The sequence below is a fragment of the Serratia microhaemolytica genome, from assembly GCF_004011885.1.
In the GTDB taxonomy this organism is placed as follows: Bacteria; Pseudomonadota; Gammaproteobacteria; order Enterobacterales; family Enterobacteriaceae; genus Serratia_G; species Serratia_G microhaemolytica.
Genome location: NZ_SBEF01000001.1, coordinates 146,598 through 170,613 on the forward strand (window position 1 = coordinate 146,598; position 24,016 = coordinate 170,613).

At 48.8% G+C, this 24,016-nt stretch carries 18 protein-coding genes; 9 read left to right on the forward strand and 9 right to left on the reverse strand.

Going from position 1 to position 24,016, the window contains the following annotated elements; genetic code table 11:
• Positions 1-75: 75 nt before the first annotated feature.
• From EOJ37_RS01590 to EOJ37_RS01625, 8 genes are all read left to right on the forward strand, one after another.
• Entirely contained in the window at positions 76-1,500 is a 1,425-nt protein-coding gene (locus EOJ37_RS01590) for a gamma-aminobutyraldehyde dehydrogenase (protein WP_206194004.1), read from the forward strand.
• A 17-nt stretch (positions 1,501-1,517) separates the two neighbouring features.
• Complete coding sequence (locus EOJ37_RS01595; RefSeq protein ID WP_127956961.1) at positions 1,518-2,291, forward strand: nuclear transport factor 2 family protein; 774 nt, start codon at positions 1,518-1,520, stop codon at positions 2,289-2,291.
• 183 nt (positions 2,292-2,474) lie between these two features.
• The gene (locus EOJ37_RS01600) at positions 2,475-3,212 is read left to right on the forward strand and encodes a FadR/GntR family transcriptional regulator (protein ID WP_127956963.1); all 738 of its coding nucleotides are present in this window, start codon (positions 2,475-2,477) and stop codon (positions 3,210-3,212) included.
• A gap of 98 nt (positions 3,213-3,310) precedes the next feature.
• Entirely contained in the window at positions 3,311-4,042 is a 732-nt protein-coding gene (locus EOJ37_RS01605) for a cache domain-containing protein (protein WP_127956965.1), read from the forward strand.
• Between the two features lie 186 nt (positions 4,043-4,228).
• Complete coding sequence (locus EOJ37_RS01610; RefSeq protein WP_127956967.1) at positions 4,229-5,524, forward strand: 4-aminobutyrate--2-oxoglutarate transaminase; 1,296 nt, start codon at positions 4,229-4,231, stop codon at positions 5,522-5,524.
• Entirely contained in the window at positions 5,524-7,017 is a 1,494-nt protein-coding gene (locus tag EOJ37_RS01615) for an NAD-dependent succinate-semialdehyde dehydrogenase (RefSeq protein ID WP_127956969.1), read from the forward strand. The genes EOJ37_RS01610 and EOJ37_RS01615 overlap by 1 nt, the downstream gene beginning before the upstream one ends.
• 267 nt (positions 7,018-7,284) lie before the next feature.
• A complete protein-coding gene (locus EOJ37_RS01620; RefSeq protein ID WP_127956971.1) occupies positions 7,285-7,647 on the forward strand; it encodes a DUF805 domain-containing protein in 363 nt (120 codons plus the stop codon).
• Between the two features lie 195 nt (positions 7,648-7,842).
• The gene (locus tag EOJ37_RS01625; protein WP_127956973.1) at positions 7,843-9,384 is read left to right on the forward strand and encodes an NAD(P)/FAD-dependent oxidoreductase; all 1,542 of its coding nucleotides are present in this window, start codon (positions 7,843-7,845) and stop codon (positions 9,382-9,384) included.
• Positions 9,385-9,509: 125 nt separating this feature from the next.
• On the opposite strand, the gene dinB is transcribed toward EOJ37_RS01625, so the two are convergent.
• Entirely contained in the window at positions 9,510-10,568 is a 1,059-nt protein-coding gene (dinB, locus tag EOJ37_RS01630) for a DNA polymerase IV (protein ID WP_127956975.1), read from the reverse strand.
• Between the two features lie 699 nt (positions 10,569-11,267).
• Here dinB and EOJ37_RS01635 point away from each other — a divergent pair.
• The gene (locus EOJ37_RS01635) at positions 11,268-15,956 is read left to right on the forward strand and encodes an autotransporter outer membrane beta-barrel domain-containing protein (protein ID WP_127956976.1); all 4,689 of its coding nucleotides are present in this window, start codon (positions 11,268-11,270) and stop codon (positions 15,954-15,956) included.
• A 93-nt stretch (positions 15,957-16,049) separates the two neighbouring features.
• Here the strand turns inward: EOJ37_RS01635 and nqrM are convergent, their stop codons facing one another.
• From nqrM to EOJ37_RS01675, 8 genes are read right to left on the reverse strand one after another with little or no spacing between them, the layout of a single operon-like run.
• A complete protein-coding gene (gene nqrM / locus EOJ37_RS01640; protein WP_127956978.1) occupies positions 16,050-16,277 on the reverse strand; it encodes a (Na+)-NQR maturation NqrM in 228 nt (75 codons plus the stop codon).
• Positions 16,278-16,284: 7 nt separating this feature from the next.
• Positions 16,285-17,301, reverse strand: a complete 1,017-nt coding sequence (locus tag EOJ37_RS01645) for an FAD:protein FMN transferase (RefSeq protein ID WP_127956980.1) — start codon at positions 17,299-17,301, stop codon at positions 16,285-16,287.
• Between the two features lie 24 nt (positions 17,302-17,325).
• Positions 17,326-18,552 (reverse strand): NADH:ubiquinone reductase (Na(+)-transporting) subunit F, encoded by a 1,227-nt coding sequence (gene nqrF, locus EOJ37_RS01650; protein ID WP_127956982.1) that lies wholly within the window; start codon positions 18,550-18,552, stop codon positions 17,326-17,328.
• Between the two features lie 13 nt (positions 18,553-18,565).
• Positions 18,566-19,162, reverse strand: coding sequence for an NADH:ubiquinone reductase (Na(+)-transporting) subunit E (gene nqrE / locus EOJ37_RS01655; protein ID WP_127956984.1), 597 nt, complete (start codon positions 19,160-19,162; stop codon positions 18,566-18,568).
• Between the two features lie 6 nt (positions 19,163-19,168).
• Positions 19,169-19,798 (reverse strand): NADH:ubiquinone reductase (Na(+)-transporting) subunit D, encoded by a 630-nt coding sequence (locus EOJ37_RS01660; RefSeq protein WP_127956986.1) that lies wholly within the window; start codon positions 19,796-19,798, stop codon positions 19,169-19,171.
• Positions 19,791-20,585, reverse strand: a complete 795-nt coding sequence (locus EOJ37_RS01665; RefSeq protein ID WP_127956988.1) for a Na(+)-translocating NADH-quinone reductase subunit C — start codon at positions 20,583-20,585, stop codon at positions 19,791-19,793. Before EOJ37_RS01665 ends, EOJ37_RS01660 begins: the two co-directional genes overlap by 8 nt.
• Positions 20,578-21,816, reverse strand: a complete 1,239-nt coding sequence (locus tag EOJ37_RS01670; RefSeq protein WP_127956990.1) for an NADH:ubiquinone reductase (Na(+)-transporting) subunit B — start codon at positions 21,814-21,816, stop codon at positions 20,578-20,580. The genes EOJ37_RS01665 and EOJ37_RS01670 overlap by 8 nt, the downstream gene beginning before the upstream one ends.
• 3 nt (positions 21,817-21,819) lie before the next feature.
• Positions 21,820-23,169, reverse strand: coding sequence for a Na(+)-translocating NADH-quinone reductase subunit A (locus EOJ37_RS01675; protein ID WP_127956992.1), 1,350 nt, complete (start codon positions 23,167-23,169; stop codon positions 21,820-21,822).
• Between the last annotated feature and the right edge of the window lie 847 nt (positions 23,170-24,016).

Genomic DNA, 24,016 nt, shown 5'->3' on the forward strand with positions numbered 1-24,016 from the left:
TATCTTTATAAGTAACAGCCGGAACCACTCTGGCACAGCCATTCTGGGCATACTATTGAGAGGAACGCTATGACAATACCAACACTTAAGCACTTCATTAACGGTCAGTTTGTTGAATCCAGCCATACCGATTATTTTGATCTGATTAGCCCCGTCACCGGCGAAGTCTATGCCCGTTCACCCAATGCCACTGCTCAAGAAGTTGACCACGCCTACGCCACAGCCAAGGCGGCTTTTAAAATTTGGGGACGTAGCACCCCTTCCGAACGACAAAAAGCCCTTTTGGCTCTGGCTGATGCGGTCGAAAAAAATGCGGATCGTCTGATCGAAGCGCAAAGCCGCAATACTGGGCAGCTAAAACATTTAATCGCTTCAGAAGAAGTTGCCACCTCTGTTGATCAAATCCGCTTTTTCGCCGGTGCCGCACGCTTTTTAGAAGGCAAAGCCACTGCTGAATATATGTCTGGTTTTACCTCCAGTATTCGGCGTGAACCGTTAGGTGTTATTGGCCAGGTAACGCCGTGGAACTACCCATTAATGATGGCTGTGTGGAAAATTGCCCCAGCATTGGCTGCTGGCAATACCGTAGTACTGAAACCCAGTGACACCACACCAGAAAGTACTTTACTGCTTGCTGAACTGGCCGCCCCACTGTTCCCCACAGGCGCAATCAATGTCGTGTTGGGAAATGCCGAAAGTGGCGCTCTGGTAGTCTCAAACAAAACTGCTGCAATGGTTTCAATCACCGGTTCAGTACGCGCCGGTTTGCAGGTAGCTGCCTCTGCTGCTGCCAACCTCACTCGTGCTCATCTGGAACTCGGCGGAAAAGCTCCAGTCGTGGTGTTTGCTGATGCCGATCTGGATCAGGCAGCACAGTGGATCGCCACTACGGGTTACTTCAATGCTGGGCAAGATTGCACCGCCGCCGCGCGCGTACTGGTGGAAGCCTCTGTCTATGACAAGTTTGTTGATAAACTCGTATCAAACGCGAAAACCACCCGCTTTGGCGAGCCAGATGACCAAGATGCACTCTACGGCCCATTAAACAACGCACGCCAATTACAGCAAGTCACTGGTTTTATTGAGCGTTTACCAAAGCATGCACGTATCGAAACTGGCGGCAAGCAGGCTAAACGCCCTGGCTACTACTTCGAACCTACAGTGATCACCGGTTTGCAACAAGATGATGAAGCCATTCAAACTGAGATTTTTGGCCCCGTGATCACAGTGCAGAAATTTGATGATGAAGCTGATGCGCTAGAGAAAGCCAACGACGTGCAATATGGGCTTGCCTCAAGTGTTTGGACCCGTGACCACGGCAGAGCACAACGTTTCTCGCGTGAGCTCGATTTTGGCACCGTCTGGATCAACACTCACATCCCACTGGTAGCGGAAGCGCCTCATGGCGGCTTTAAACACTCAGGCTATGGTAAAGACCTCTCTGGCTACGGTTTTGAAGAATATACCCGCGTCAAACACGTGATGAGTTCAGACCAGTAATGGTTGAGGAGATAACGATGACGCAACCTGAAAACCTACGTGACTTTGTCGCCAACGCGCACCACCAACTCTTTAATAACCATGATATCACTGCACTGGAGCGCTATTTTTCACCTAATTTCATTGAGCATTCACCACTAGTAAGTAATGGTTTATCCGGCTTATCTGAACTGGTTGAAACTCATGGCCAAATGCAGCATGAGGCTTACCGTATCCTGCAAGAAGGCGATCTCGTGGCGATCCACGGTCGTTTCACCGGGCTAGATGAACAACCGTTAATCGGTTTTGATCTCTATCGCGTCGCTGACGGGCTGATTGTTGAACACTGGGACGGCTTAGTGGCGCAAGCCCCCGCTAATGCCAGTGGCAGAACACAGCTCGATGGCCCAACCGAACCCGGGCAAGGCCATGATCGAGAGCAGAACCGCGCTGTGGTGCTTGACTTTTTTAAACGTACCCTGATCGGTGGTGACTATGCGGCTATCGCAGACTACACCAACGGCGAAGCATTTCACCAGCACAGTCCAGATATTGCCGATGGTACTGAAGCGGTGATTGCCTTCTTAAACCAACTGCGTGATCAGGGGCAAGGGCTGCACTACAGCCAAATCCACCGCACCCTGGCGGATGGTCAATTCGTGCTGACCCACTCGGAAGGCAGCATTGCTGGCCAACGCCACAGTTACTTTGAGTTATGGCGGCTGGAACACGGAAAATTGGTTGAACTGTGGGATGCAATCACACCCGTTCCGGAAGATGCCCAAGCAGTACATCGTTACGGGATTTTTTGATTGGCATTGCAGCAGCAATCGAGTAAAGATCTATCCAAGCTAGTTGAAAAATTGTCTGACGAAGCACCAGAGGTGCTCCGTCAGAGTTCTGAAAGCTGTTTGGCGCCTAGGTTAGGGCGTTAACTGTCGGGTAGCAGACCAGCGTTGCCCTATTGCTAAATAGATAACACGGAAATACTAAAGATGAGCGCACACACTATTGTCTATTCACAGCTGGAGCAGGCTACTCGGACAGAGCAAGTTGTCGAGCGCTTGCGCAATGCGATAGTGGCAGGTGTACTGCAAGCCAATGAACAGTTACCGAATGAGAACGAATTATCGCGTCTAATGGGCGTTTCGCCAATGACGGTGCGTGATGCTCTGAACACATTACGAGCAAACAAGCTGATCGACACACGCCGAGGTCGCAATGGTGGCAGTTTTGTCTGTCCGATCTCATTCAGCACCGCGTTGGAGTTACATCCATTACGCTGGATAAGCGCTAGTGAGTTAGCTGATTTAGGTGAATTTCACAGCGCGATTATTGCACACAGTGCCAGATTAGCAGCACAACGAGCAACTGACAGTGAGCTGAAAAAATTGCTCAATATGGTAGAAACCCTAGCTAAGGCAAGCTTGCCGGAAGAGCAAATGCAGGCTGACATGCGCTGTTTACTGACCCTGGTCACTTATGCACAGTCAGCTCGGTTAGCCAATCAGGAACTGGAGATCCAGACTGACTGGACGCCTCTTATTGCTGCATTATACCGTGAGCAGTCACTGAAACTGCATACAGAGATCGCCGCAGGCTACCGTACACTACTGACGCCACTGCAAGCCAGAGATGAGCTGAATAGCTATCTACAGGCACAATCTGTTATCAATCAGATTACTGATCGTCTGCTGGCATATAAATTACAGCTTGAGACCAAGGGCACCTGAGAAATAACGCGAATGATATTATCAGCTGAAAAATAACGTAAATAAGCGTGAGTGTCACTGTGGTATGAGCAACATACACGCAACAAAGGATATGGTAGATGGAAAAGCAAATCAAACCAGCAATCGTACGTGCTGAGCATCTGTTGGCCGATATCCTGGCTGACGCACAAAATGCAGCAAAGACACTGGCTGAAGCAACTGCTGCCATTTTGTCTGATGTGCCTAGCGAACATTTTTATGCTGGTGGAGTGCGCCTTAACCCCTACCATCGTCGTAAGTTACAACCACAGATCCACGCCACACTACAACAAAACCTCTGGTGTAATGGTGCCGGTTTTGCCAGCCATGCCTTGATTGAAGAGAGTGATGAAGAGTATTGGACATTAGAGTGGTGGCGACAAGAAGGACCATCGATTCAGCCAGCACAGTTAGAACAGAATCAGGCTCAGCGTAAACGGCTTGATTTTCGTCTGTTTGACTGGTTTGAACAACCTGCATACTGCCATCGGCCATTTATTGATGGTCCCTACGTCGACTACGTCTGTAACAGTGCCTACACCATCACTATTGCCCACCCAGTGCTGGTTGAGGGGAACTTCGCGGGTGTCGTTGCGCTAGACGTACTGGTTTCAACCTTAGATCGTCTGTTACAACCAACATTAGGAGCGATCAAACAGCCTGCAATTGTGATCAATGATCAGGCTCGTGTTGTTAGTTCAACAACCCCCGCTCTGCGCTCAGGTGCATTATGGCGTGAAACTGGCAACGTTCACTTTATTAGTCAGCAATCCACATCTCTGCGTTTAGTGGTACTGCCAGTAGCCAGTTAGTTTTTTTATTAGTGACATCCCTTTTTTATTTGGGGATAACAATTCATAACCAATATCTATTCTGCTATTGGTTAAATCGGCCTTACCCGCGTCACCCAACTAGGGTTAATACGCGATATATCTATTTGAAGTTCAAATTTTCTCTCTATTTAGTCGATTTATTTTAAAACGGTTAAGGAGTTTTTGATGACAGCGAATACCTCTGACAGTCTGCCGCAAAGACGCAGTGCTGCAATATCGCCTGGCGTTGGCGTTACTACGCAAATTTATGCTGAAAAGGCAAAAAATGCAGAAATCTGGGATACCACAGGCAAGCGTTATATCGATTTTGCCGCCGGCATTGCTGTAGTAAATACTGGTCATTGCCATCCACGTATTATTGCAGCGGCGAAAGCGCAACTCGACAAATTTACCCACACCTGCCATCAGGTAGTACCTTATGAAAATTATGTCGCACTGGCCGAGCGCTTAAATCAACTGGTACCGGGTGACTTTGCCAAAAAAACAGTGTTTGTTACTACCGGTGCTGAAGCGGTAGAAAATGCAGTGAAGATCGCCCGCGCTGCCACTGGGCGCACGGGCGTGTTGGCATTTAGCGGTGGTTTTCATGGTCGTACCTTTCTCGGCATGTCACTGACTGGAAAAGTAGCACCATATAAAATGGGTTTTGGTCCATTAGTGAACGATGTCTACCGTCTGCCTTTCCCGATCGAACTGCATGGCGTTTCGGTTGAGCAAACTATTCACGCAATTGAAAAAGTATTCAAAGCCGACATTGAACCGACTCGGGTTGCCGCAATCATTATTGAACCGATCCAAGGTGAAGGCGGTTTCTATCCTGCCCCAGCTACCTTAATGAAAGCATTGCGTGAACTGGCTGATCGCTATGGCATCATTTTGATCGCCGATGAAATCCAGACTGGCTTTGCCCGCACCGGTAAATTATTTGCCATGGATCACCACGAAGTTAACGCTGATCTTACCACCATGGCCAAAGGGCTTGCCGGTGGTTTTCCACTCGCTGCAGTCACAGGACGCGCTGAACTGATGGATGCTGTTGTCACTGGTGGACTGGGTGGCACATTTGGTGGTAACCCGGTTGCCATTGCTGCTGCACACGCAGTACTGGATGTCATTAGTGAAGAAAAACTGGCTGAACGTGCCGCACTGCTGGGGAATCGCCTGAAACAGCGCTTGCATGAGCTACGCTCTCGGGTACCACAAATTGCGGATGTACGCGGCCCTGGATTGATGGTTGCGGTCGAATTTAACACTGCCGACGGCCACGCACCAGATGCCGAGTTTACCAACCAACTGAGATTAAAAGCGTTAGAGGCTGGTCTTATCCTGCTTAGTTGTGGTGTATATGGCAACGTCATTCGTTTCCTGCCACCATTAACCATTGAAGATAATGTCTTTGATGAAGCACTCAACATTCTCGAAAAGACACTGCTTGATTTAGCTGCAAAGGTAAAAGCCTGATGAGCACCCTATCTTCATTAACCAATAAACTGCGTGACCCATCGCTACTGGTTGAAAAAGCTCTAGTCGGCGGCAGTTGGCTGGCGGACAGCCTATCAGGTGAGCGTTTTGATGTCACTAACCCTGCCACGGGTGAGCGTTTGGCATCGCTTCCTAATCTAGGAGCAGAAGAGGCGCAGCAAGCCATTGAGATGGCACACAGTGCGCAAAAAGAGTGGGCCAAGCGTTCAGGTAAAGAGCGAGCAAACATTCTGCGTGAGCTATACCGCCTGATGATAGTCAACATCGATGATCTGGCAACACTGTTGACAGCTGAAATGGGTAAACCATTGGCGGAAGCTCGTGGCGAAATCCTGTATGGTGCTTCCTATGTCGAGTGGTTTGCCGAAGAGGCGAAACGTGTTTATGGCGATGTCATCCCTGGTCATCAGCGTGATAAGCGCATTTTTGTCATTCGCCAACCGATTGGTGTCGTCGCCGCCATTACACCGTGGAATTTCCCTAATGCCATGTTGGCACGTAAAGTTGCGCCGGCGCTGGCTGTCGGCTGTGCCATGGTTGCAAAACCAGCAGCACAAACGCCGCTCTCTGCGTTGGCGTTGGCGGTACTCGCTGAACGTGCTGGCCTGCCAAGCGGACTGTTTTCAGTGTTAACCTCAACTCACTCTAGTGTGATTGGTCAAGTGTTTAGCAACGATAGTAAAGTAGCTAAACTCACCTTTACTGGCTCAACGGCTGTCGGGCGTAAGTTAATGCAACAAGCCTCAGCACAGATTAAAAAGCTAGGGCTGGAATTGGGTGGCAATGCACCTTTTATTGTATTTGATGATGCTGACCTCAACGCTGCAGTGGAGGGAGCCATTCAGTCGAAATTCCGCAATGCTGGCCAGACTTGTGTCTGCGCGAACCGGATTTATGTGCAGGATGGTATCTATGATGCCTTCGCCAAAGCACTGACTGAACGCGTAGCCGGATTAAAGGTCGGTGATGGTTTTGAAGCAGATGTTGCCATTGGTCCACTGATTGACCACAATGCACTGCTCAAAGTACAGGAACATGTCACAGATGCACTTGAAAAAGGTGCAAAAGTGGCTATAGGCGGTGAACCTGATGCACGTGGTGGCCTGTTCTTTACGCCAACCGTACTGACTGGGATCACCGCGCAGATGAAGGTGGCGCGTGAAGAGACCTTCGGGCCAGTTGCGCCGCTATTCCGTTTCAAGACCGAGCAAGAAGTACTGCAACAAGCCAATGATACTGAGTTTGGTTTAGCTTCCTATCTCTACACGCGTGATGCATCGCGTATTTTCCGTGTAGCAGAGCAGTTGGAGTCAGGTATTGTCGGCATTAATACTGGGCTTATTTCTACCGAAGTTGCTCCATTCGGCGGCATAAAACAGTCCGGTATTGGACGTGAAGGTTCTAAATACGGTATCGATGATTATACCGAACTAAAGTATCTCTGTTTGGAAGTGTCAGAAAACGCATCATAACGACAGAACGAGTAAGTGATTATTTATTAGTAAATATGATTAATTGCCGTTCCAGGGAAGAGATAATCATGTATTCTCTTCCCTGTCCAGTCGTTCATGCGATTGTTATTTATCTGAACAGCTAACCTTAGTATATCAGTGCGTCATCTGTAGGGTCGTTACGATTTTTGTTCGTCACCACAGTTGCAGCGATTTACTGAGCTAATAGTGATGTAATATCCAACTTATGTCGTATTGATGTACCTATTTAAAAGTAAGGAGAAGATCATGAACTGGTATTTGGCGGTTTTGAAAAAGTATGCCTGCTTTAGCGGACGGGCGAGACATAAAGAGTATTGGTATTTTGTTTTGTTCCAATTGATAGCGATCCTGCTTATCTCTTTTTTAGAGCGTACTTTCGCAGTAGCGAATCCCGAGGTTTATGCCGGTTGGTATACAGCTTTCTACATATTATTAACTTTGATACCTTTCTTAGCAGTGCAAGTACGTCGTCTGCATGATGCCAATTTTTCTGGCTGGTGGGCGCTGATTCACCTCATCCCGTTTATTGGGCAACTGGTAATGCTTATATTCGCACTATTGCCAGGCACCGTAGGCGAGAACCGATATGGTGCAGATCCGAGAAAATAATTTATACCATCCAGCGATAAATCATGCAGGGTGGCGCAATAACTAGCCTGAATTGATGTTCGATTGCCGATATAACGCTGCTAATGTGCAACGCGTCAATCATGTGCTCAAAAGTCTGGTTACTGCTAAAAAACCGCTATGATATTACCCTGCATCGTGAGGCTATGTTGAAAAAATAAAAACAGGAACATAATTATGACAATGAACAGAAGACGCTTTATTCGTAACAGTGCCGCCCTGGCTGGTGCCGGTATGGTTTCGTCAATGCTACCCATTCCTTCTGTAATGGCGAATGTATTATCACCGCTTGCCGCTAGCGATGCGGATGCGCTCTCGCCACTCTTTTTAAACGATGCTCGTCGTATGGACAGCCAACTAGGGCTCGATCCACGTTTGTGGAGTTGGCATAAGCAAGGGCCAATTGTTAAGGGTGCAATGCCAGCCAACTATTATGAAGCCTCGTTGGCCGAATGGCCGAGTTTTGGTGCATTGTCCAGTGATCAAAGCTGCGACGTGGTGATTGTTGGTGGTGGCCTGTTAGGTGCATCTGCTGCTCTGCATATGGCAGAAGCCGGTTTGGATGTGATCTTGGTAGAAAAGGACAACATCGGTTCTGGTGCCTCTGGGCGCAATGGTGGTCAGCTCACGCCCGGTATTGCCCGCTGGGAAGCAGAGACCATGTTAGAAAACTTGCCACTGGATGAAGCTAAGCGACTGTGGCGATTTGCTTCAGTCGAAGCGATGGAACTGGTTGATGAGTTATCTGAGCGTTATAACTTTGTCTGTGATCGTAAATATGGCCATATCACTGCGGCTGTTCATGCCGGCCATATGGGGCCACTGGTGGCAAATGCCGATGCGCGCCGCCAATTAGGAGATAGTGCTGTCAGCGTTATCGGCCCACACCAATTGCATGAAGAATATGTGCGTTCTAACATCTATCACGGTGCCTGCCTCGATAGCATCGGCGGTCAGGTTCATCCATTAGCGTTAGTGCGTGGCTTGGCATACGGCTTTGTCAAACAGGGTGGCCGCATTTACGATCGCACCAAAGTCACAGGGATCGAAAAGACGCCAAAAGGTACTGTGGTGAAAACCGAACAAGGCACCATCACCGCACGTAAAGCTGTGCTGTTGGCGGTTCACAGCTCCACCGAGGAGTTTATTTCTGGCGCGTCGACCACGGTACCATTCTTTACCTATGTTGCCGTAACACCACCATTGAAAATGGACATTAAAGAGCTGATCCCATCTGACTATCCGGTCTACGATACTCAGCTACAGATCGACTACTACCGTGGTGTGCGCAACAACCGTTTACTGTTTGGTGGTCAGGGTACCGGCAACTCCTGGTCTCCTCGCGATGTCAATAACTACCTGCTTGAGCGTATTAATATCGTCTTCCCTCAGATCGAGAAACCAGAGCTGGAGTTTTCTTGGGGAGGTGTCAGTGATTTAACCGTCAATGGTGCTACCGATGCACGCAAGAGTGATGATGGTGTACCAATCTATATGGTACATGGCTGGAGTGGGCACGGTGTCGCACAGACAGTACGGATTGGTAAAGCGATCAGCGATGACCTTACCGGTCGTAACAACGATTTCTCCATGCTGACACGTATCGAGCACTCTACCATCCCATTTGGTAGTTACCTCTCTCCAGTGGCCATTCCGGTGATCAAAGGAGCATTGACGGTCATGGGGGCATTAAACCCGGCAGATATGGTCTCGTTCTAGCAGTTAAAAGCGATCAGCGCGGGCTGTCGCCTGCGTTGTCAATCACTCAACTCCCCCGCAAGGGGGAGTGTTTCTGGTTAATGCATTGAATATACAGTGCATTAATAGTCAGTACACCGTTCACTTCACCACGGTAACTCCAGTTGCCGTTCAGTTTCCGGATCTAACAGTGTCACCTGTAATCCAATCAGACGCACACCGCGACCATTGCGGCGCTGTTGCCAAATCTGCTGAGCGAGCTCAAGCAAATCAGCTTGATTTAACCTTGGCCAAACATGCTCCTGGGTCGTTTGCTGAAAGTCATCGAACTTGAACTTGACTCCTTGCCGAGCAATATGCAGATCAGCCCTGGTTCGGCTTAAACGCAATTCCAGTTCCGGATAGAGCTTATCAATAATCACTCTTTTGCATTGTTGCCAATCATCAATATCCTGAGAGAGCGTCCGTTCAACACCCAGTGATTTACGTAACCGATCAGGTTGCACACCACGCTCATCAATTCCCTGGCAACGCTGCCAAAGTATCTGACCAAATTTACCAAAATGGCGTAACAGTAGTGCCAAATCATAGCGTTGCACATCGGCACAAGTGATTAACCCGAGCTGTTCCAAACGGTTAGCGGTTACTGTTCCCACGCCAGGGATCTCATGCAGTGGCAACTGCTGCAAAAATGCAGGAACTTGTGCCGGTGTGATCACATATTGGCCATTAGGTTTATTGAGATCAGACGCAATTTTGGCCAGAAATTTGACCGGTGCAATCCCCGCCGAGGCGGTAAGATTAAGTTCACTAACGATCCTCTGACGGATCTGTTGTGCCATCAGCGTTGCCGATCCTTGGCACTGGGTACTGTCGGTCACATCAAGATAAGCTTCATCTAACGATAGCGGTTCAACCTGGATGCTATAGTCGGCAAGAATTTGCCGGATCTGCTGAGAGACCGCTTTGTAAACCGACATTCTGCCTGGCAACAGTGTCAACTGTGGACATAAGCGCATTGCGGTGGCAGTTGCCATTGCACTCCGCACTCCGTAACGACGTGCCGGATAGTTAGCGGTACAGATCACACCTCGTTGTTCCGCACGCCCACCAATCGCTAACGGAATATCACGCAACCTGGGATCATCACGCATCTCTACTGCGGCAAAGAAGCAGTCCATATCAATATGAATGATCTTACGCACTTCCCCTCCCAGTGAACATCAACATTAGCAATAGAAAAATCGACCAACCAGCCCCTCCCTGACGTGCAGCTCTGTGTTGAAAAAAACAGCAACCTTCATCGGCACCCTTTTAATCTGGCATAGCTTGTCCCACCTAAGCACATCCGCAATTAACTGGATAAGTATACAGTCAATGATGATAACGGCAACACCGGTTTCATCATGATATTCAATTAAATCAACTTATCTTTTTTATGATAAAAGCCCATAATTGTTATCAAATATTTTAATATGAAAAAATGTGTTTCGGTTTTAACTCTCACCATTACGCTATTTACCTTTGTTTTTATTTTGTTTTTTTAAAAAAAACAGACAAATCACTGAAATATTTTTCATAACACAAAATAATATATCAACTATATTTCTTCAATATCTCTATTTTCTGTTTTTGAGTGAAAATTAAAATTTAAAAATCAATTCATTAGAGTTCAAAGAATTATAGGCAACCTTGGATTTACAAAAATCAGGGCAGTAGTTAACGCTTGCCAGTGAACGACTCATTAATTAACCGAATTGTTTTTAAAAGATTTTCAGCTATTGAACCTTATTACCGATCATTAAGGCTAGGCAGATTATCCACCTTAACAGATCGACAGTTTCTGCTGCTATTTTCGACGATCCTCAAATGCCCATCGGCTCTTGTGAAGGAGATAATCAACGGTGAACAAGATACATAACGTGATTTGGAGTGCTGCCCTACAGACTTGGGTAGTGGTAAGTGAACTGGTTAGCCTGCATAAGAAATCGACCAGCAGCAAGGAACAGCGTAACGCCCCATCGCAGATGCTACACAAACAACCGATGCTGTCACAGTTAACACTCGCAATCAGCAGTGTACTACTGCTGTTGGCTGCCTGTTCCAGTCAAGCTGCTAATTTCACGTCTGGTGGCGGTGACGGTGGTACCGGGCTATCCACTGCCGGTGGCGGAGCTGGAGGTGTTGCCGGTGGCGGTGGCGGTGGCGGAGGCAGTACCAATACCGCCGGTGGTGGCGGTGCTGGAGCGACAGCAACAACTAATGCACAAGCTGGTGGTAACAGTGGCACCAGTATTGGTGGTATAGCCGGAGCAGGCCGCAATGGCGGCGGTGGCGGTGGTGCTGTGTCAGGCACCCTCAGTGAACGTACTGGCGGTAATGGAGGAACAGGAACTGCTGATAACGCAACTTCAATCATTAATACCACGAATAAACAAGGTGGCAACGCTACTGGTAGCAACAATGGAGGAGGTGGCGGCGGCGGTGGTGGTGGCTATTCATTGACCAGCACGACCGGTGTCAACATGACCAACCAAGCAAACATTACGGGTGGCAATGGGGGGACTACCACCTCCCCTACACTGACTGGTGGCGGCGGTGGTGGTGGTGCTGGTCTAACTCTGCTCGATGGCAGCAGTGGTAGTGGGGGTGTGATTACTAACCAAGGCAACATCAAAGGAGGTGATGGTGGTAATGGTTCACGCGGTCACAGTGGTGGTGGTGGCGCTGGGGTATTTCTACTGAATGGCGGAACACTGAATAACCAAAGTGGTACTATCACTGGAGGAAATAGCGGTGCTTCCAATCATGCATTCAATGATTATGGCAACGCCGGTGCAGGAGTATTAAGCAACCGTGGCACAATCGACAACAGTGGACAGATCACTGGTGGTAATAGTGCGGCAAAAATCGGTAACGCCAACAGTGGCATTCTCGCTAATGGCGGCAATATCACCAACAATGCAGGCGGGGAGATCCGTGGTGGTTCACTAACCAGTCTCCAGAATACTCAGGCTGCCGGTAGCGGTGTGACACTGGCGCTGGATGGTGGTGCCACACTCACTAACCACGGCACTATCAGCGGCGGAGAGGGGACCAATACCGGTGGTGTGGGTGTCAGTGTTACCAGTGATAACAATACCATCATCAATACTGGCACCATCAGTGGTACGCAATCGGCCAAAGCGGTCGACATCAACGGAAATAATAATACCCTGCAAATTGAATCCAGTGCTGTTTTGAATGGTGATGTCACCGCGAGTGGAAGTGGTAATAAGTTTGTATTAGCTGGGGAGAGTGATGGCAGTATTGATATCTCCAAAGTGAGTGGTTTTAACAGCTACCAGAAGATCGATAACAGCACCTGGACATTAAACAACGTCTCAAGTGATGCGCAAAACTGGGAGATCTTTGCCGGTAAACTGCATTTAACACAATCAGAAATGTTGAATGGTGGTTCGGTTACCCTATCAGGGGGTAATCTCTCTTCGGTCGGCGGAGTCTTTAATGGCAATGCGATCCTGAATGCTAACGCCGGCACCATTGATATCGTGAGCGATACCGTCACTTTCAATGGTGTAATCAGCGGGGTCGGCAACCTGAATAAAATTGGTACTGGTGTGTTACTGCTCAATTCAGTCAACACCTTTACCGGTAATACCTTAGTCAATGAAGGTGAATTGAAGATGGGTATTGCCAATGCACTGGCCAGCAGTGCCTCAGTACAGGTTAATCAAGGTGCCTCGCTCAACCTCAATGATTTCGATCAACTGGCTAATAATCTCTCTGGCAGTGGCGAAATACAGCTCGGCTCAGCCACACTTACAGCTAATAATAACAGCGATACCACCTTTTCCGGCCAGATCAATGGTAGTGGCAGTTTGACCAAAACCGGCAGTGCCACCCTCACGCTTTCTGGTGCTAATAGCTACAGTGGTGGTACCCAAATCAACGAAGGTGAACTTGCCATCACTCATGGTGAAGCGTTAGGGAGCGGAACAGTCACCAACAATGCGCGGTTAAATCTAAACTTTGATACTGCTGCTACCGTAGCCAATACCATTAGTGGCGGAGAGTTGATCAAAACCGGCAGTAATGTAGTGACATTAACTGCTTCAAATAGCATGGTTAATAGTGTTGAAGTACAGCAAGGCACACTGAATTTCGCGCAACAAGGTATGTTTACCAGCAATAGCCATGTCACACAGAGCGGTGCGACCACCGCATTTAACAACGATGCCCAACTGACTACCAGTCAATTTACCCAACAGGCCAACTCCATCCTGTCCGTGACGGTCAGTAGTGCCTGGCAGCCCTCAATTTTCGCTGACACTGTTCAACTCGATGGTACGCTGGTGTTCAACGGTTTTAGTAATAGCGCACAACCGATGACCGCCAGTGAAGTCATCAGCGAGGGGTATATCCTGATACGTACCGAATCTGGTATCAGCGGTGATTTTAATAACAACCCATTAATCCCAAGTGGACTGGATTATCTACTGCATGATGGCCACCTCGCTAATGGTAACTTGGATTATGAACTGGACTTTCGCTTAGCATGGACAGATGGAGGACAAAGCGCAGCAACAGGTAACTTTACCATGACTGAAGGTTCAGCCTTTGATGTTGATATCGTGTTAAGTGATCAAACTCTGCCTAGTGGTGGATTTGATCGCGGGTGGGATGGCAAAAGCTTAGTAAAAGCAGGAGCCGGACGACTGGTACTCTCCGCACAAAACAGCTACACCGGTTCTACCACTGTTGAAGGGGGGGTATTGCAGTTCAATACCGCCGACAGTATCGCCAGCAGCAGTAATGTGGTGATCAACGATGGTGTGGTTAATCTAAATGGACATAACCAGTACGTTAATCGCCTTTCTGGTAGTGGTGGAACCGTGCAACTTAATGGCGCGACTCTGACGGTAAATAATGCCACCACTGCCGAAAGCACCAGCTATGCTGGTGATATCACAGGTAATGGTGGAGTGAATAAGCAGGGAAATGGCACATTAACCTTGACGGGTAAGACGGCTTGGACCGGCGTTACCAGATTAGATGCCGGCACATTAACACTTGATGGTTCTGCCGGCGGTGCACACCTGGTCAGCGATGTTGTTGCACAGCGTGGTACTCAGCTCAATCTGCATAATGGTGCTTCACTGACGGGTTCGATTGATCCGACCAGTGTCGATATTGACAGTGCCAGCCAATGGATCGTGACGGGCAGTTCACACGTTGAGAACCTGACCAATAACGGTAGCATCACTCTCCAGGCACCAACTGCCAGTGATTTCAAGACACTGACTGTCGAAGGCAATTATCAGGGTAATGACGGTCTATTGGTGCTTAATACCCGTTTAGGTGCTGATGATTCCGCCACTGATCGACTGGTGATTAACGGCGATAGCAGTGGCACAACCAGAGTACAGGTCAATAACGCAGGTGGAAGTGGTGCTAAAACGTTAAATGGCATCCGAGTTATTAATGTTACTGGTGCATCTGCTGGTGAATTCATCCAGCAAGGGCGTATTGCGGCAGGAGCCTACGATTATACGTTGACGCGTGGTGCCAGCCCTGACACAGAGAAAAACTGGTACTTAAACAGCGGGAATGCACGAACTGAGCGCCCTGAAGGTGGCGGTTATGCTGCTAACCTAGCTGCTGCCAATAATCTGTTTGTCAGTCGACTGCATGATCGCCTGGGGGAAACCGAATATCTTGATCCGTTGACCGGCGAAACCCGTGTCACCAGTCTATGGCTACGTAACGAAGGCGGACATAACCGCTCACGTGATGGCAGCGGCTACCTGCATACTCAAGGCAACCGCTATGTGCTGCAACTCGGTGGTGATATTGCACACTGGGGCCACAATAACAGTGATCGTTTCCATCTTGGCATGATGGCGGGTTATGGTCGTAACGACAGCACCACCAAAGCCGTGTTCTCCGGCCAGCAAGCGAAGGGAAAAGTGGATGGTTACAGCCTCGGTTTGTATGGTACCTGGTACGCCAATGCACAGGATAAATCTGGCTGGTATGCCGATAGCTGGGTACAGTACAGTTGGTTCGAAAACACTGTTTCCGGTTCAGAGCTAGCACAGGAACAATATGACTCGAAAGGTTTTACTGCTTCTGTTGAAGCGGGTTATAGCTTCGAGTTATTAACCAACACAACAGATAACTTTACTTGGTTACTACAACCTAAGGCACAGATCACCTGGATGGGAGTCAAAGCAGATGATCATATTGAAGCCAACGGTACTCGGATCAGTGGTGAAGGTGATGGCAATATCCAGACTCGCCTCGGTGCCAAAACCTTCCTTCATGGCCATAGCGCACGTGATCACGGCAAAGGACGTCAATTCCAGCCGTTCCTAGAGGCCAACTGGCTGCACAATACCAAAGAGTTTGCCAGCAATATGGATGGTGTCAGTCTCAAGCAAGGGGGAACAGCCAACATTGCAGAGCTGAAGCTAGGAGTTGAAGGCAAAATTCATCATCAGATTGATCTGTGGGGTAACATTGGTCAACAGGTCGGTGACAAAGGTTACAGTGATACCTCGGCAAGATTCGGCGTGAAGTATAACTTCTAACGCTAAACAAGAGGGGCACCTGCCAAGGTGCCCCTCTTAGATTAGTGAGAACGCATCCGCTCAAGGCGCGTTCAAACCGACTGACCCTATCGATTACAAAATACGCCGTTTTTCCAACTGTTCGCGCCGCTCAGCCTCTTTCGCCATACGCTTTTTCTTTGCATCACAAGGCTCGGGACAATTGCAAACCTTCTCAATTCCCAGTGCAGTGATACCGCCACAACTGCCTTGCAACATCTTACGCCGGAAAATGTAGCCCAGCGACATGGCAAGCATAACCAGTAAAAACAGCACGAAAGAGATGACGAATATCTTCAGCATAGGTACCTCATTGTGCCGCTTTCAGATAAGGCTTAAACGCTTCAGAGTAGTACTCGGTAAAACCGTCAGATGTCTTTGCAATCATAAAGACCGGCAGATCGAGCTGATTAGCTAGTGCAATCCCCTGCTCTACTCCAAGTACATTCAAGCCAGTGGCAAAACCATCCGCCGTCATACATGACGGATGAAGCACAGTGATAGAGGCCAGGTTGTGGCTAATCGGTTTACCAGTAGCAGGATCGATGGTATGCGAATAGCGCACGCTATCCTGCTCAAAATAATTGCGATAGTCTCCAGAGGTGGCAACCGACATCTCACCAGGCTCTATAATCAGTTGAGCAGTTTGATTTGCTTCAGCAGTCGGGCGTTCAATCGCAATACGCCACGGCTTTCTCTGCCCATTGTGACCACGAGTGCGCACCTCGCCACCAATGTCGACCAGATAATGATTGATCTGTTGTGACTGTAGATACTCAGCTACCACATCAACCCCATACCCTTTGGCAATCGATGAGAGATCAACATACAGCTCAGGAATACGCTTAATCAACGCATCACCCTCTACTGTCAAGTGGTTAATGCCGGTCTGGCTACGGCGCTGTTGCAGCTCTACTGCATCTGGCACTTTATCTTGTCGCTTTTCAGGGCCGAAGCCCCACAGATTGACCAACGGCCCGACCGTTACATCCAGCGCACCTTGTGTCAACTGACTTAAGCGGATCGCCTCACGCGTTACCTTACTGGTAGCGGCAGAGACCGGGAAGGGAGTATTCACTTCCCGGCTGCGGTTGAAACGGCTAAGCTCAGAATCTGAACGATAAGTAGACATCTGCTGGTTAACCAGCTCTAGCTGCTGATCGATCCCTTGCTGGATTTCTCTCGCTGAAGGTGTCCCTTCTCCAGGTATATAACGGATCGAATAGTAGGTCCCCATGGTCTTACCATCGAGGTTCTGCTGCTTTGGCTGGCAACCAACGAGCAGTAATGCCGCTACCAATGCTACTACCGTCTGGCCAAATTTCATTCTGCTGCCGCTAACTACCTGCATTTAACCACCAAAGTCATCCAACATAATGTTTTCATCTTCCACGCCGAGATCTTTGAGCATCTTAATCACTGCCGCATTCATCATCGGTGGCCCACACATGTAGAATTCACAATCTTCTGGTGCAGGGTGATTTTTCAGATAATTTTCCAGCAACACATTGTGGATAAAGCCGGTATAGCCGGTCCAGTTATCTTCTGGTTGTGGCTCAGACAGTGCGATGTTCCAAGTGAAGTTCTCATTCTCAGCCTGCAACTGGTTGAAATCATCCTGATAGAACATTTCACGCAGCGAACGGGCACCGTACCAGAAGCTGATCTTGCGCTTCGATTTAAGCCGCTTTAGCTGATCAAAAATGTGTGAACGCATCGGCGCCATACCTGCACCACCACCAATGAACACCATCTCAGCGTCAGTCTCTTTGGCGAAAAACTCACCAAACGGCCCAGAAATGGTGACCTTATCACCAGGTTTTAATGACCAGATGTAGGAAGACATAATGCCTGGAGGTGCATCCGGATTATTCGGCGGTGGTGTCGCGATACGCACATTAAGCAAAATCATCCCTTTTTCTTCAGGATAGTTAGCCATTGAATAAGCGCGTATGGTTGGCTCTTTCACCACCGAGCGGAAGCGGAACAGATTAAAGCGATCCCAATCACCACGGTATTTTTCTGGCACATCAAAATCGGCATAGTTAACTTCATGTGGCGGTGCTTCAATTTGGATATAACCACCAGCACGGAATGGCACATCTTCCCCTGCTGGAATTTGCAGCTTCAACTCTTTAATAAAGGTTGCTTTGTTATCATTGGAGATAACTTCACATTCCCATTTCTTAACGCCGAAGATCTCTTCCGGTAGCTCGATCTTCAGATTCTGTTTAACGTTAACTTGACAGGCTAAACGGCAACCCTCTTTAGCTTCACGTTTGCTGACGTGGGAAAGTTCAGTTGGCAGAATATCACCGCCCCCCTCTTTGATAACCACACGGCACTGACCACAAGAGCCACCGCCGCCACACGCGGAGGAGATAAAGATGCCCTGACTGGAGAGCATGTTGAGCAGTTTGTCCCCTGCCGGAGCAGTGAAACTCTTACTCTGATCATCGTTGACTTCCACCGTGATATCACCGGTATTAACCAACTTTGACTTCGCAAACAGGATCAGCAATGCCAGCACCACAACGATGCAGGTAAACATGACCACGCCTAATAATATAATTTCCATAGATGCCCTGCCGTTACAACTGAATGCCAGAGAATGACATAAAGCCCAATGCCATCAATCCGGTGGTAATAAAGGTGATACCCAGGCCGCGCAAACCAGCTGGGACATTGGCATATTTCAATTTTTCACGGATCCCCGCTAACGCGACAATCGCCAGCATCCAACCCGTACCAGAACCGATGCCATACACCACAGACTCGATAAAGTTGTAATCACGCTGCACCATAAACGATACACCACCAAAAATGGCACAGTTAACCGTGATCAATGGCAAGAAGATACCAAGCGCGTTGTAAAGTGCCGGGAAGAAGCGATCCAGTGTCATCTCAAGGATCTGGACTAGCGCCGCGATCACACCAATAAAGGTGATGAAGTTAAGGAAACTGAGGTCTACCCCTTCAACCAGTACACCATCACGTAGGATCAGGTTATACACCAGGTTATTAACCGGCACCGCAATACCAAGCACAATCGTTACCGCAATACCAAGGCCAAATGCGGTAGAAACCTTCTTCGATACGGCCAGGAAGGTACACATTCCCAAGAAGAAAGCCAAAGCCATATTCTCAATGAATACCGCACGTACAAACAGGCTAATATAGTGTTCCATCGGCAATTACTCCTTTTCTATCTGCGCTGGTTTCAAGGTGCGCAGACCCCAAATCAGCAAGCCAATGATAAAGAAGGCACTCGGCGCCAGCAGGAACATGCCATTCGGTTGATACCAACCACCATTTTGCACCGTTTCCAACACCGTAATGCCGAACAGTTTGCCAGAACCGATCAACTCACGCAGGAAGCCAACCAAGATCAAGATCACCCCGTAGCCTAAGCCATTACCGATACCATCCATAAAGCTCGCCAATGGCGGTGCCTTCATTGCGTAAGCTTCAGCACGCCCCATCACGATACAGTTGGTGATGATCAAACCAACAAACACCGAAAGCTGTTTCGAAATCTCAAACGCATAAGCACGCAATAACTGGTCAACCACAATCACCAGCGAAGCAATGATTGCCATCTGCACAATAATGCGCACACTGTTCGGAATATGATTACGGATCAGTGAGATAAACAAATTGGAAAATGCGGTTACTAGCGTCACCGCCACGGTCATCACCAGTGCTGTCTCCAGCTTGGTGGTCACCGCCAATGCCGAACAAACCCCAAGCACCTGTAGCGCAATTGGGTTGTTATCAAATAGCGGCCCCAATAGAACACGCTTAATTTCTTTGGAATCAGCCATTTTTCAGCGCCCCTTGACGAACTTTCTGTAGGAATGGGCCAAAACCCAGCTCACCTAACCAGAAATTAAATGTATTCTGCACCCCTTTCGCCGTCAGAGTCGCGCCAGAAAGCCCATCGACTCCGTGGATATCATCGCGTCGCGCTCCACCTTTAACGATCTGGATCGCCGGCACGCCGTTCTGATCAAACAGTTGCTTACCGACCCACTGCGCACGCCAGTTCGGGTTCTGAATTTCTCCGCCAAGCCCTGGTGTTTCGCCATGATCATAAAAGCTCAAACCCCGCACGGTGTTACCATCTGCATCTAGCGCGATGAAGCCATGTAGCATCGACCACAAACCAGTACCGTAGATTGGCAGTATTATTTTATCCACCGCACCGCTGCTATCACGTACCAGGTAGATCTCGACCTGATTGCTACGACGACGAATGCCAGCCAAGTCTTGCTCACTGGTCAACGCTCGGCTGTGTTCATTGCTACGCAGTGCTGCGGTCAGATTGAAAGCAGCACCAGTACCAGCAACAAACTCGCCAGAATCCAAGTCGAGCAGACGTGATTCGATACGATCAGCAAAAGTCGCTTTGATCTCCCTAGAAGGCATACCACGCTGAAGCAAACCCGCAACATCAAGAATATTACTTTGCTTATCAAGTAGTCGCTGTTCTTCTTGCTTGGACTTTAACCCTACCGCAGAACCGGCTACCACAATAGAACACACGAGACATACCAGCAGTACCACTAGCAGCGTTTTGCCAATGCTGTCATTTTTAGATTCATTAGCCACGAGCTTTTCTCCGCTTGATGTTGGCCTGCACCACCAGATAATCGAACAGTGGCGCGAACAGGTTGGCGAACAGGATCGCCAGCATCATGCCTTCTGGATAGGCTGGGTTGACCACCCGGATCAGTACACAGGTAATGCCGATCAGGATGCCATAACTCCACTTGCCCTTGTTGGTGAATGAAGCAGAAACCGGATCTGTCGCCATAAACACCATCCCAAAGGCGAAACCACCCAGCACCAGATGCCAGTACCACGGCATGGCAAACATCGGGTTGGTTGTCGAACCAATGGCGTTAAACAGGTAAGCAGTAGCGATCATACCGATCATCACGCCAGCAACAATGCGCCAAGAGGCCACTCGGCCAAACAGAATAATCGCACCGCCGATCAGGATCATCAGCGTAGAAACTTCACCAATCGAACCTGGGATGTTGCCAACAAAGGCATCCATCCAGCTCACCGGCTGACCAGTAGCAACATTGGTCAGATTGTGTAGCCCACCAGCATTCCACTGCGCCAGGGGTGTCGCTCCCGAAAAGCCATCAGCAGAAACCCAAACCAAGTCACCGGAAATTTGTGCTGGGTAAGCAAAGAACAAGAAAGCACGACCAGCCAGCGCTGGGTTAAGGAAGTTACGCCCTGTACCACCGAAAATCTCTTTGGCAATCACGACACCAAAGGTGATACCAAGCGCCGCCTGCCACAATGGTAATGTCGGCGGCACGATCAGCGCGAACAAAATCGAAGTAACGAAAAATCCTTCGTTAACTTCATGTTTACGCACGATGGCAAACACCACTTCCCAAAAACCACCGACCATGAACACCACAGCGTAGATTGGCAGAAAATAGGTCGCGCCTAAGATCATTTTACTGAGCCAACCTGCGTCAGCCTGTAATGAAGCCCCCAACCACTGAGCCAACACGTAGTGCCAGTCTGCCGCTAAAACCTGCTGTAACTGCCCGGCGCTGTGCAGATGATGCAGAGCGGCAATGGTCTGTTGACCAACGTTGTACATCCCCCAAAACATTGCAGGGAAGACGGCAAACCAGACCAGGATCATCATCCGCTTCAGGTCAATAGCATCACGAACATGCGATGCACCACGAGTCACGGTTCCAGGCGTGTAGAATACGGTCGCTGTTGCTTCAAACAGCGGATACCATTTCTCCAGTTTTCCGCCCGGCGTGAAGTGAGGCTCAATCTTGTGAAAAAAGTTCTTCAGGCCCATTGGTTATCCTTCCTGCTCAATCTTGGTCAGTACTTCACGTAGCACCGGACCATATTCATACTTGCCTGGGCAGACGAAGGTACAAAGTGCCAAATCTTCTTCATCCAATTCCAAACAGCCAAGCAATTGCGCACTATCACTGTCGCCTGCCAACAGGTCACGCAACAGATGTGTTGGTAAAATATCCAGCGGCATCACCCGCTCGTAATTACCAATCGGCACCATTGAGCGCTCACCACCATTCATTGTGGTGGAGAAGGCAAAGCGTCGCTTCTTAAGAAAGTGGCCTAGCGTGGTGCGGGTAATAGAGAATTTGCTCGGAGCAGGGATCAACCAGCCAAACAGCTCTTGCTCACGCCCTTCCTGCAACACCGAGACCTGATGATGAAAACGCCCCAACCAAGCAGTGACACCTTTTGCATGACAGCCGCTCAATACTGAACCAGAAATAATGCGGTTTTCACCCGTTTTGAGACGGTTTGCTGTCAACTGTTCCAGATTGGCACCCAAGCGTGTACGCAGTAATAGCGGTTGTGCCACTTGTGGCCCAGCCAACGCGACGACACGGCGGGTATCCAGTTGGCCAGTAGTAAATAGTGTACCAATCGCGATCACATCCTGATAACCGACATGCCAAACGACTTTATTTAGGCTGACCGGTTCTAGGAAGTGGATATGTGTTCCGACCAATCCAGCAGGGTGAGGGCCAGCAAATTGGCTGTAACTGATCTGCGCCCCTGCGGCAACATCAAGTTGTGTACCCGCAGCATGGCAAACGTGTACTTTGCCCTCGGTGAGACGTGTTAGCACAGTAAGCCCAGCGTTAAAGGCAGACTGCTGCTCAGCAATAATCACCAGCGGATCTGCCGCCAATGGCTGGGTATCCATCGCACTGACAAAAATCGCCTTTGGCACTGAGCCAGGCCGTGGTGTTTTGCTAAATGGTCGCGTGCGTAATGCTGTCCACAACCCACTGGCGATCAATTCATGCTCGACCTGCTCACGTGTCAGCTTTGGCAACTCTGCTAGCGGGTAGCTAGCGAAGCTGAGCTGATCATCGCCGTCATTGTCAATTTCAATCACCACCGATTGCAGGGCGCGGCGTTCACCACGATTGATCGCTACAATCTGCCCACTGGCTGGCGCAGTAAAAAGAACCCCGGGATTCTTTTTATCTTCAAAAAGCGCCTGACCTTTCTTAACGCGATCACCTTCTTTTACTAACATGGAGGGGCGCATACCAACATATTCCTGGCCAAGCAATGCCACTTGCGTGATCGCTGGACCATCCTGAATCACCTGGGAAGGTGCTCCATCTATTGGCAGATCTAACCCTTTTGAGATCTTAATCATATGATTTGCAGTATGTCATAAATTTCACATGCTCCATCGACCAAGGTTGATGCAGAACATGCAGGATGATGAGGTTGCCTTGGCTCTCCGGATGAGCGTGATGTGCCACGGCCGATATGAAATCTCTACACAGGAGACAAACTTATCACCTGTGGGTACTTCAACAACACAAACACCAAACACTGTGCCGTAACACGGCAGTTACGCTACCACTCGGAGCAGACACGATGATATTTTATTTACGCACAATATCAACTCATCTGTTGCCAATTGATGACAGCGCTAGAAAAATCGGATGTTAACATTTCCGGCAACATTTTTCCGCATCATCGGTTGATTTGAGTCAAAAAATGATAACTAAATCACTGTTATGCCAAAATGATGTATCAAAACCTGAGCACTGACCATATATTGCACACCGGTTGCTGCTTTTATGCTCAGCGCGAGTAAATCCCCCCTCGACCGCCAGCCATACCGCCATCACCAGAGTTCGATACTGCCGCTTTCTGTTTGCCTTAACTGGATCATCAGCAGCGCTAAAGCGGTTGGTTGTGTTGTAAATATCAGCGTTAGATTGATAAGTTTACTTAAACAAACGAATCTACTGCTGTGATAGCCCAAAAGCGTGTTTATCTGCTTCCATAACCACTGTCAAGGTTGCGAAAAAAATACAAACTGGTAGTCTAGCTGCTGTTTAGTCTCTCCCCCGATGTCGTGCCGCTTAGTTAAAGATAATAAACCAACTGGTAGCATAACGCCGTTTGCTTCACCGAAATCGGAATGTTGCAGGGTGAGCAGTAACAAGGTTGTCGCTGAAATAAGCCCACACTTTAATCAGCAGACTAAA

What these genes read in the sequence shown, in the direction of transcription:
- EOJ37_RS01595 (WP_127956961.1), top strand. Translation starts at nt 1,518, where the DNA reads ATGACGCAACCTGAAAACCTACGTGACTTTGTCGCCAACGCGCACCAC.
- EOJ37_RS01600 (WP_127956963.1), top strand. Translation starts at nt 2,475, where the DNA reads ATGAGCGCACACACTATTGTCTATTCACAGCTGGAGCAGGCTACTCGG.
- EOJ37_RS01605 (WP_127956965.1), top strand. Translation starts at nt 3,311, where the DNA reads ATGGAAAAGCAAATCAAACCAGCAATCGTACGTGCTGAGCATCTGTTG.
- EOJ37_RS01610 (WP_127956967.1), top strand. Translation starts at nt 4,229, where the DNA reads ATGACAGCGAATACCTCTGACAGTCTGCCGCAAAGACGCAGTGCTGCA.
- EOJ37_RS01615 (WP_127956969.1), top strand. Translation starts at nt 5,524, where the DNA reads ATGAGCACCCTATCTTCATTAACCAATAAACTGCGTGACCCATCGCTA.
- EOJ37_RS01620 (WP_127956971.1), top strand. Translation starts at nt 7,285, where the DNA reads ATGAACTGGTATTTGGCGGTTTTGAAAAAGTATGCCTGCTTTAGCGGA.
- EOJ37_RS01625 (WP_127956973.1), top strand. Translation starts at nt 7,843, where the DNA reads ATGACAATGAACAGAAGACGCTTTATTCGTAACAGTGCCGCCCTGGCT.
- nqrM (WP_127956978.1), bottom strand. Translation starts at nt 16,277, where the DNA reads ATGCTGAAGATATTCGTCATCTCTTTCGTGCTGTTTTTACTGGTTATG.
- EOJ37_RS01645 (WP_127956980.1), bottom strand. Translation starts at nt 17,301, where the DNA reads ATGAAATTTGGCCAGACGGTAGTAGCATTGGTAGCGGCATTACTGCTC.
- nqrF (WP_127956982.1), bottom strand. Translation starts at nt 18,552, where the DNA reads ATGGAAATTATATTATTAGGCGTGGTCATGTTTACCTGCATCGTTGTG.
- nqrE (WP_127956984.1), bottom strand. Translation starts at nt 19,162, where the DNA reads ATGGAACACTATATTAGCCTGTTTGTACGTGCGGTATTCATTGAGAAT.
- EOJ37_RS01660 (WP_127956986.1), bottom strand. Translation starts at nt 19,798, where the DNA reads ATGGCTGATTCCAAAGAAATTAAGCGTGTTCTATTGGGGCCGCTATTT.
- EOJ37_RS01670 (WP_127956990.1), bottom strand. Translation starts at nt 21,816, where the DNA reads ATGGGCCTGAAGAACTTTTTTCACAAGATTGAGCCTCACTTCACGCCG.
- EOJ37_RS01675 (WP_127956992.1), bottom strand. Translation starts at nt 23,169, where the DNA reads ATGATTAAGATCTCAAAAGGGTTAGATCTGCCAATAGATGGAGCACCT.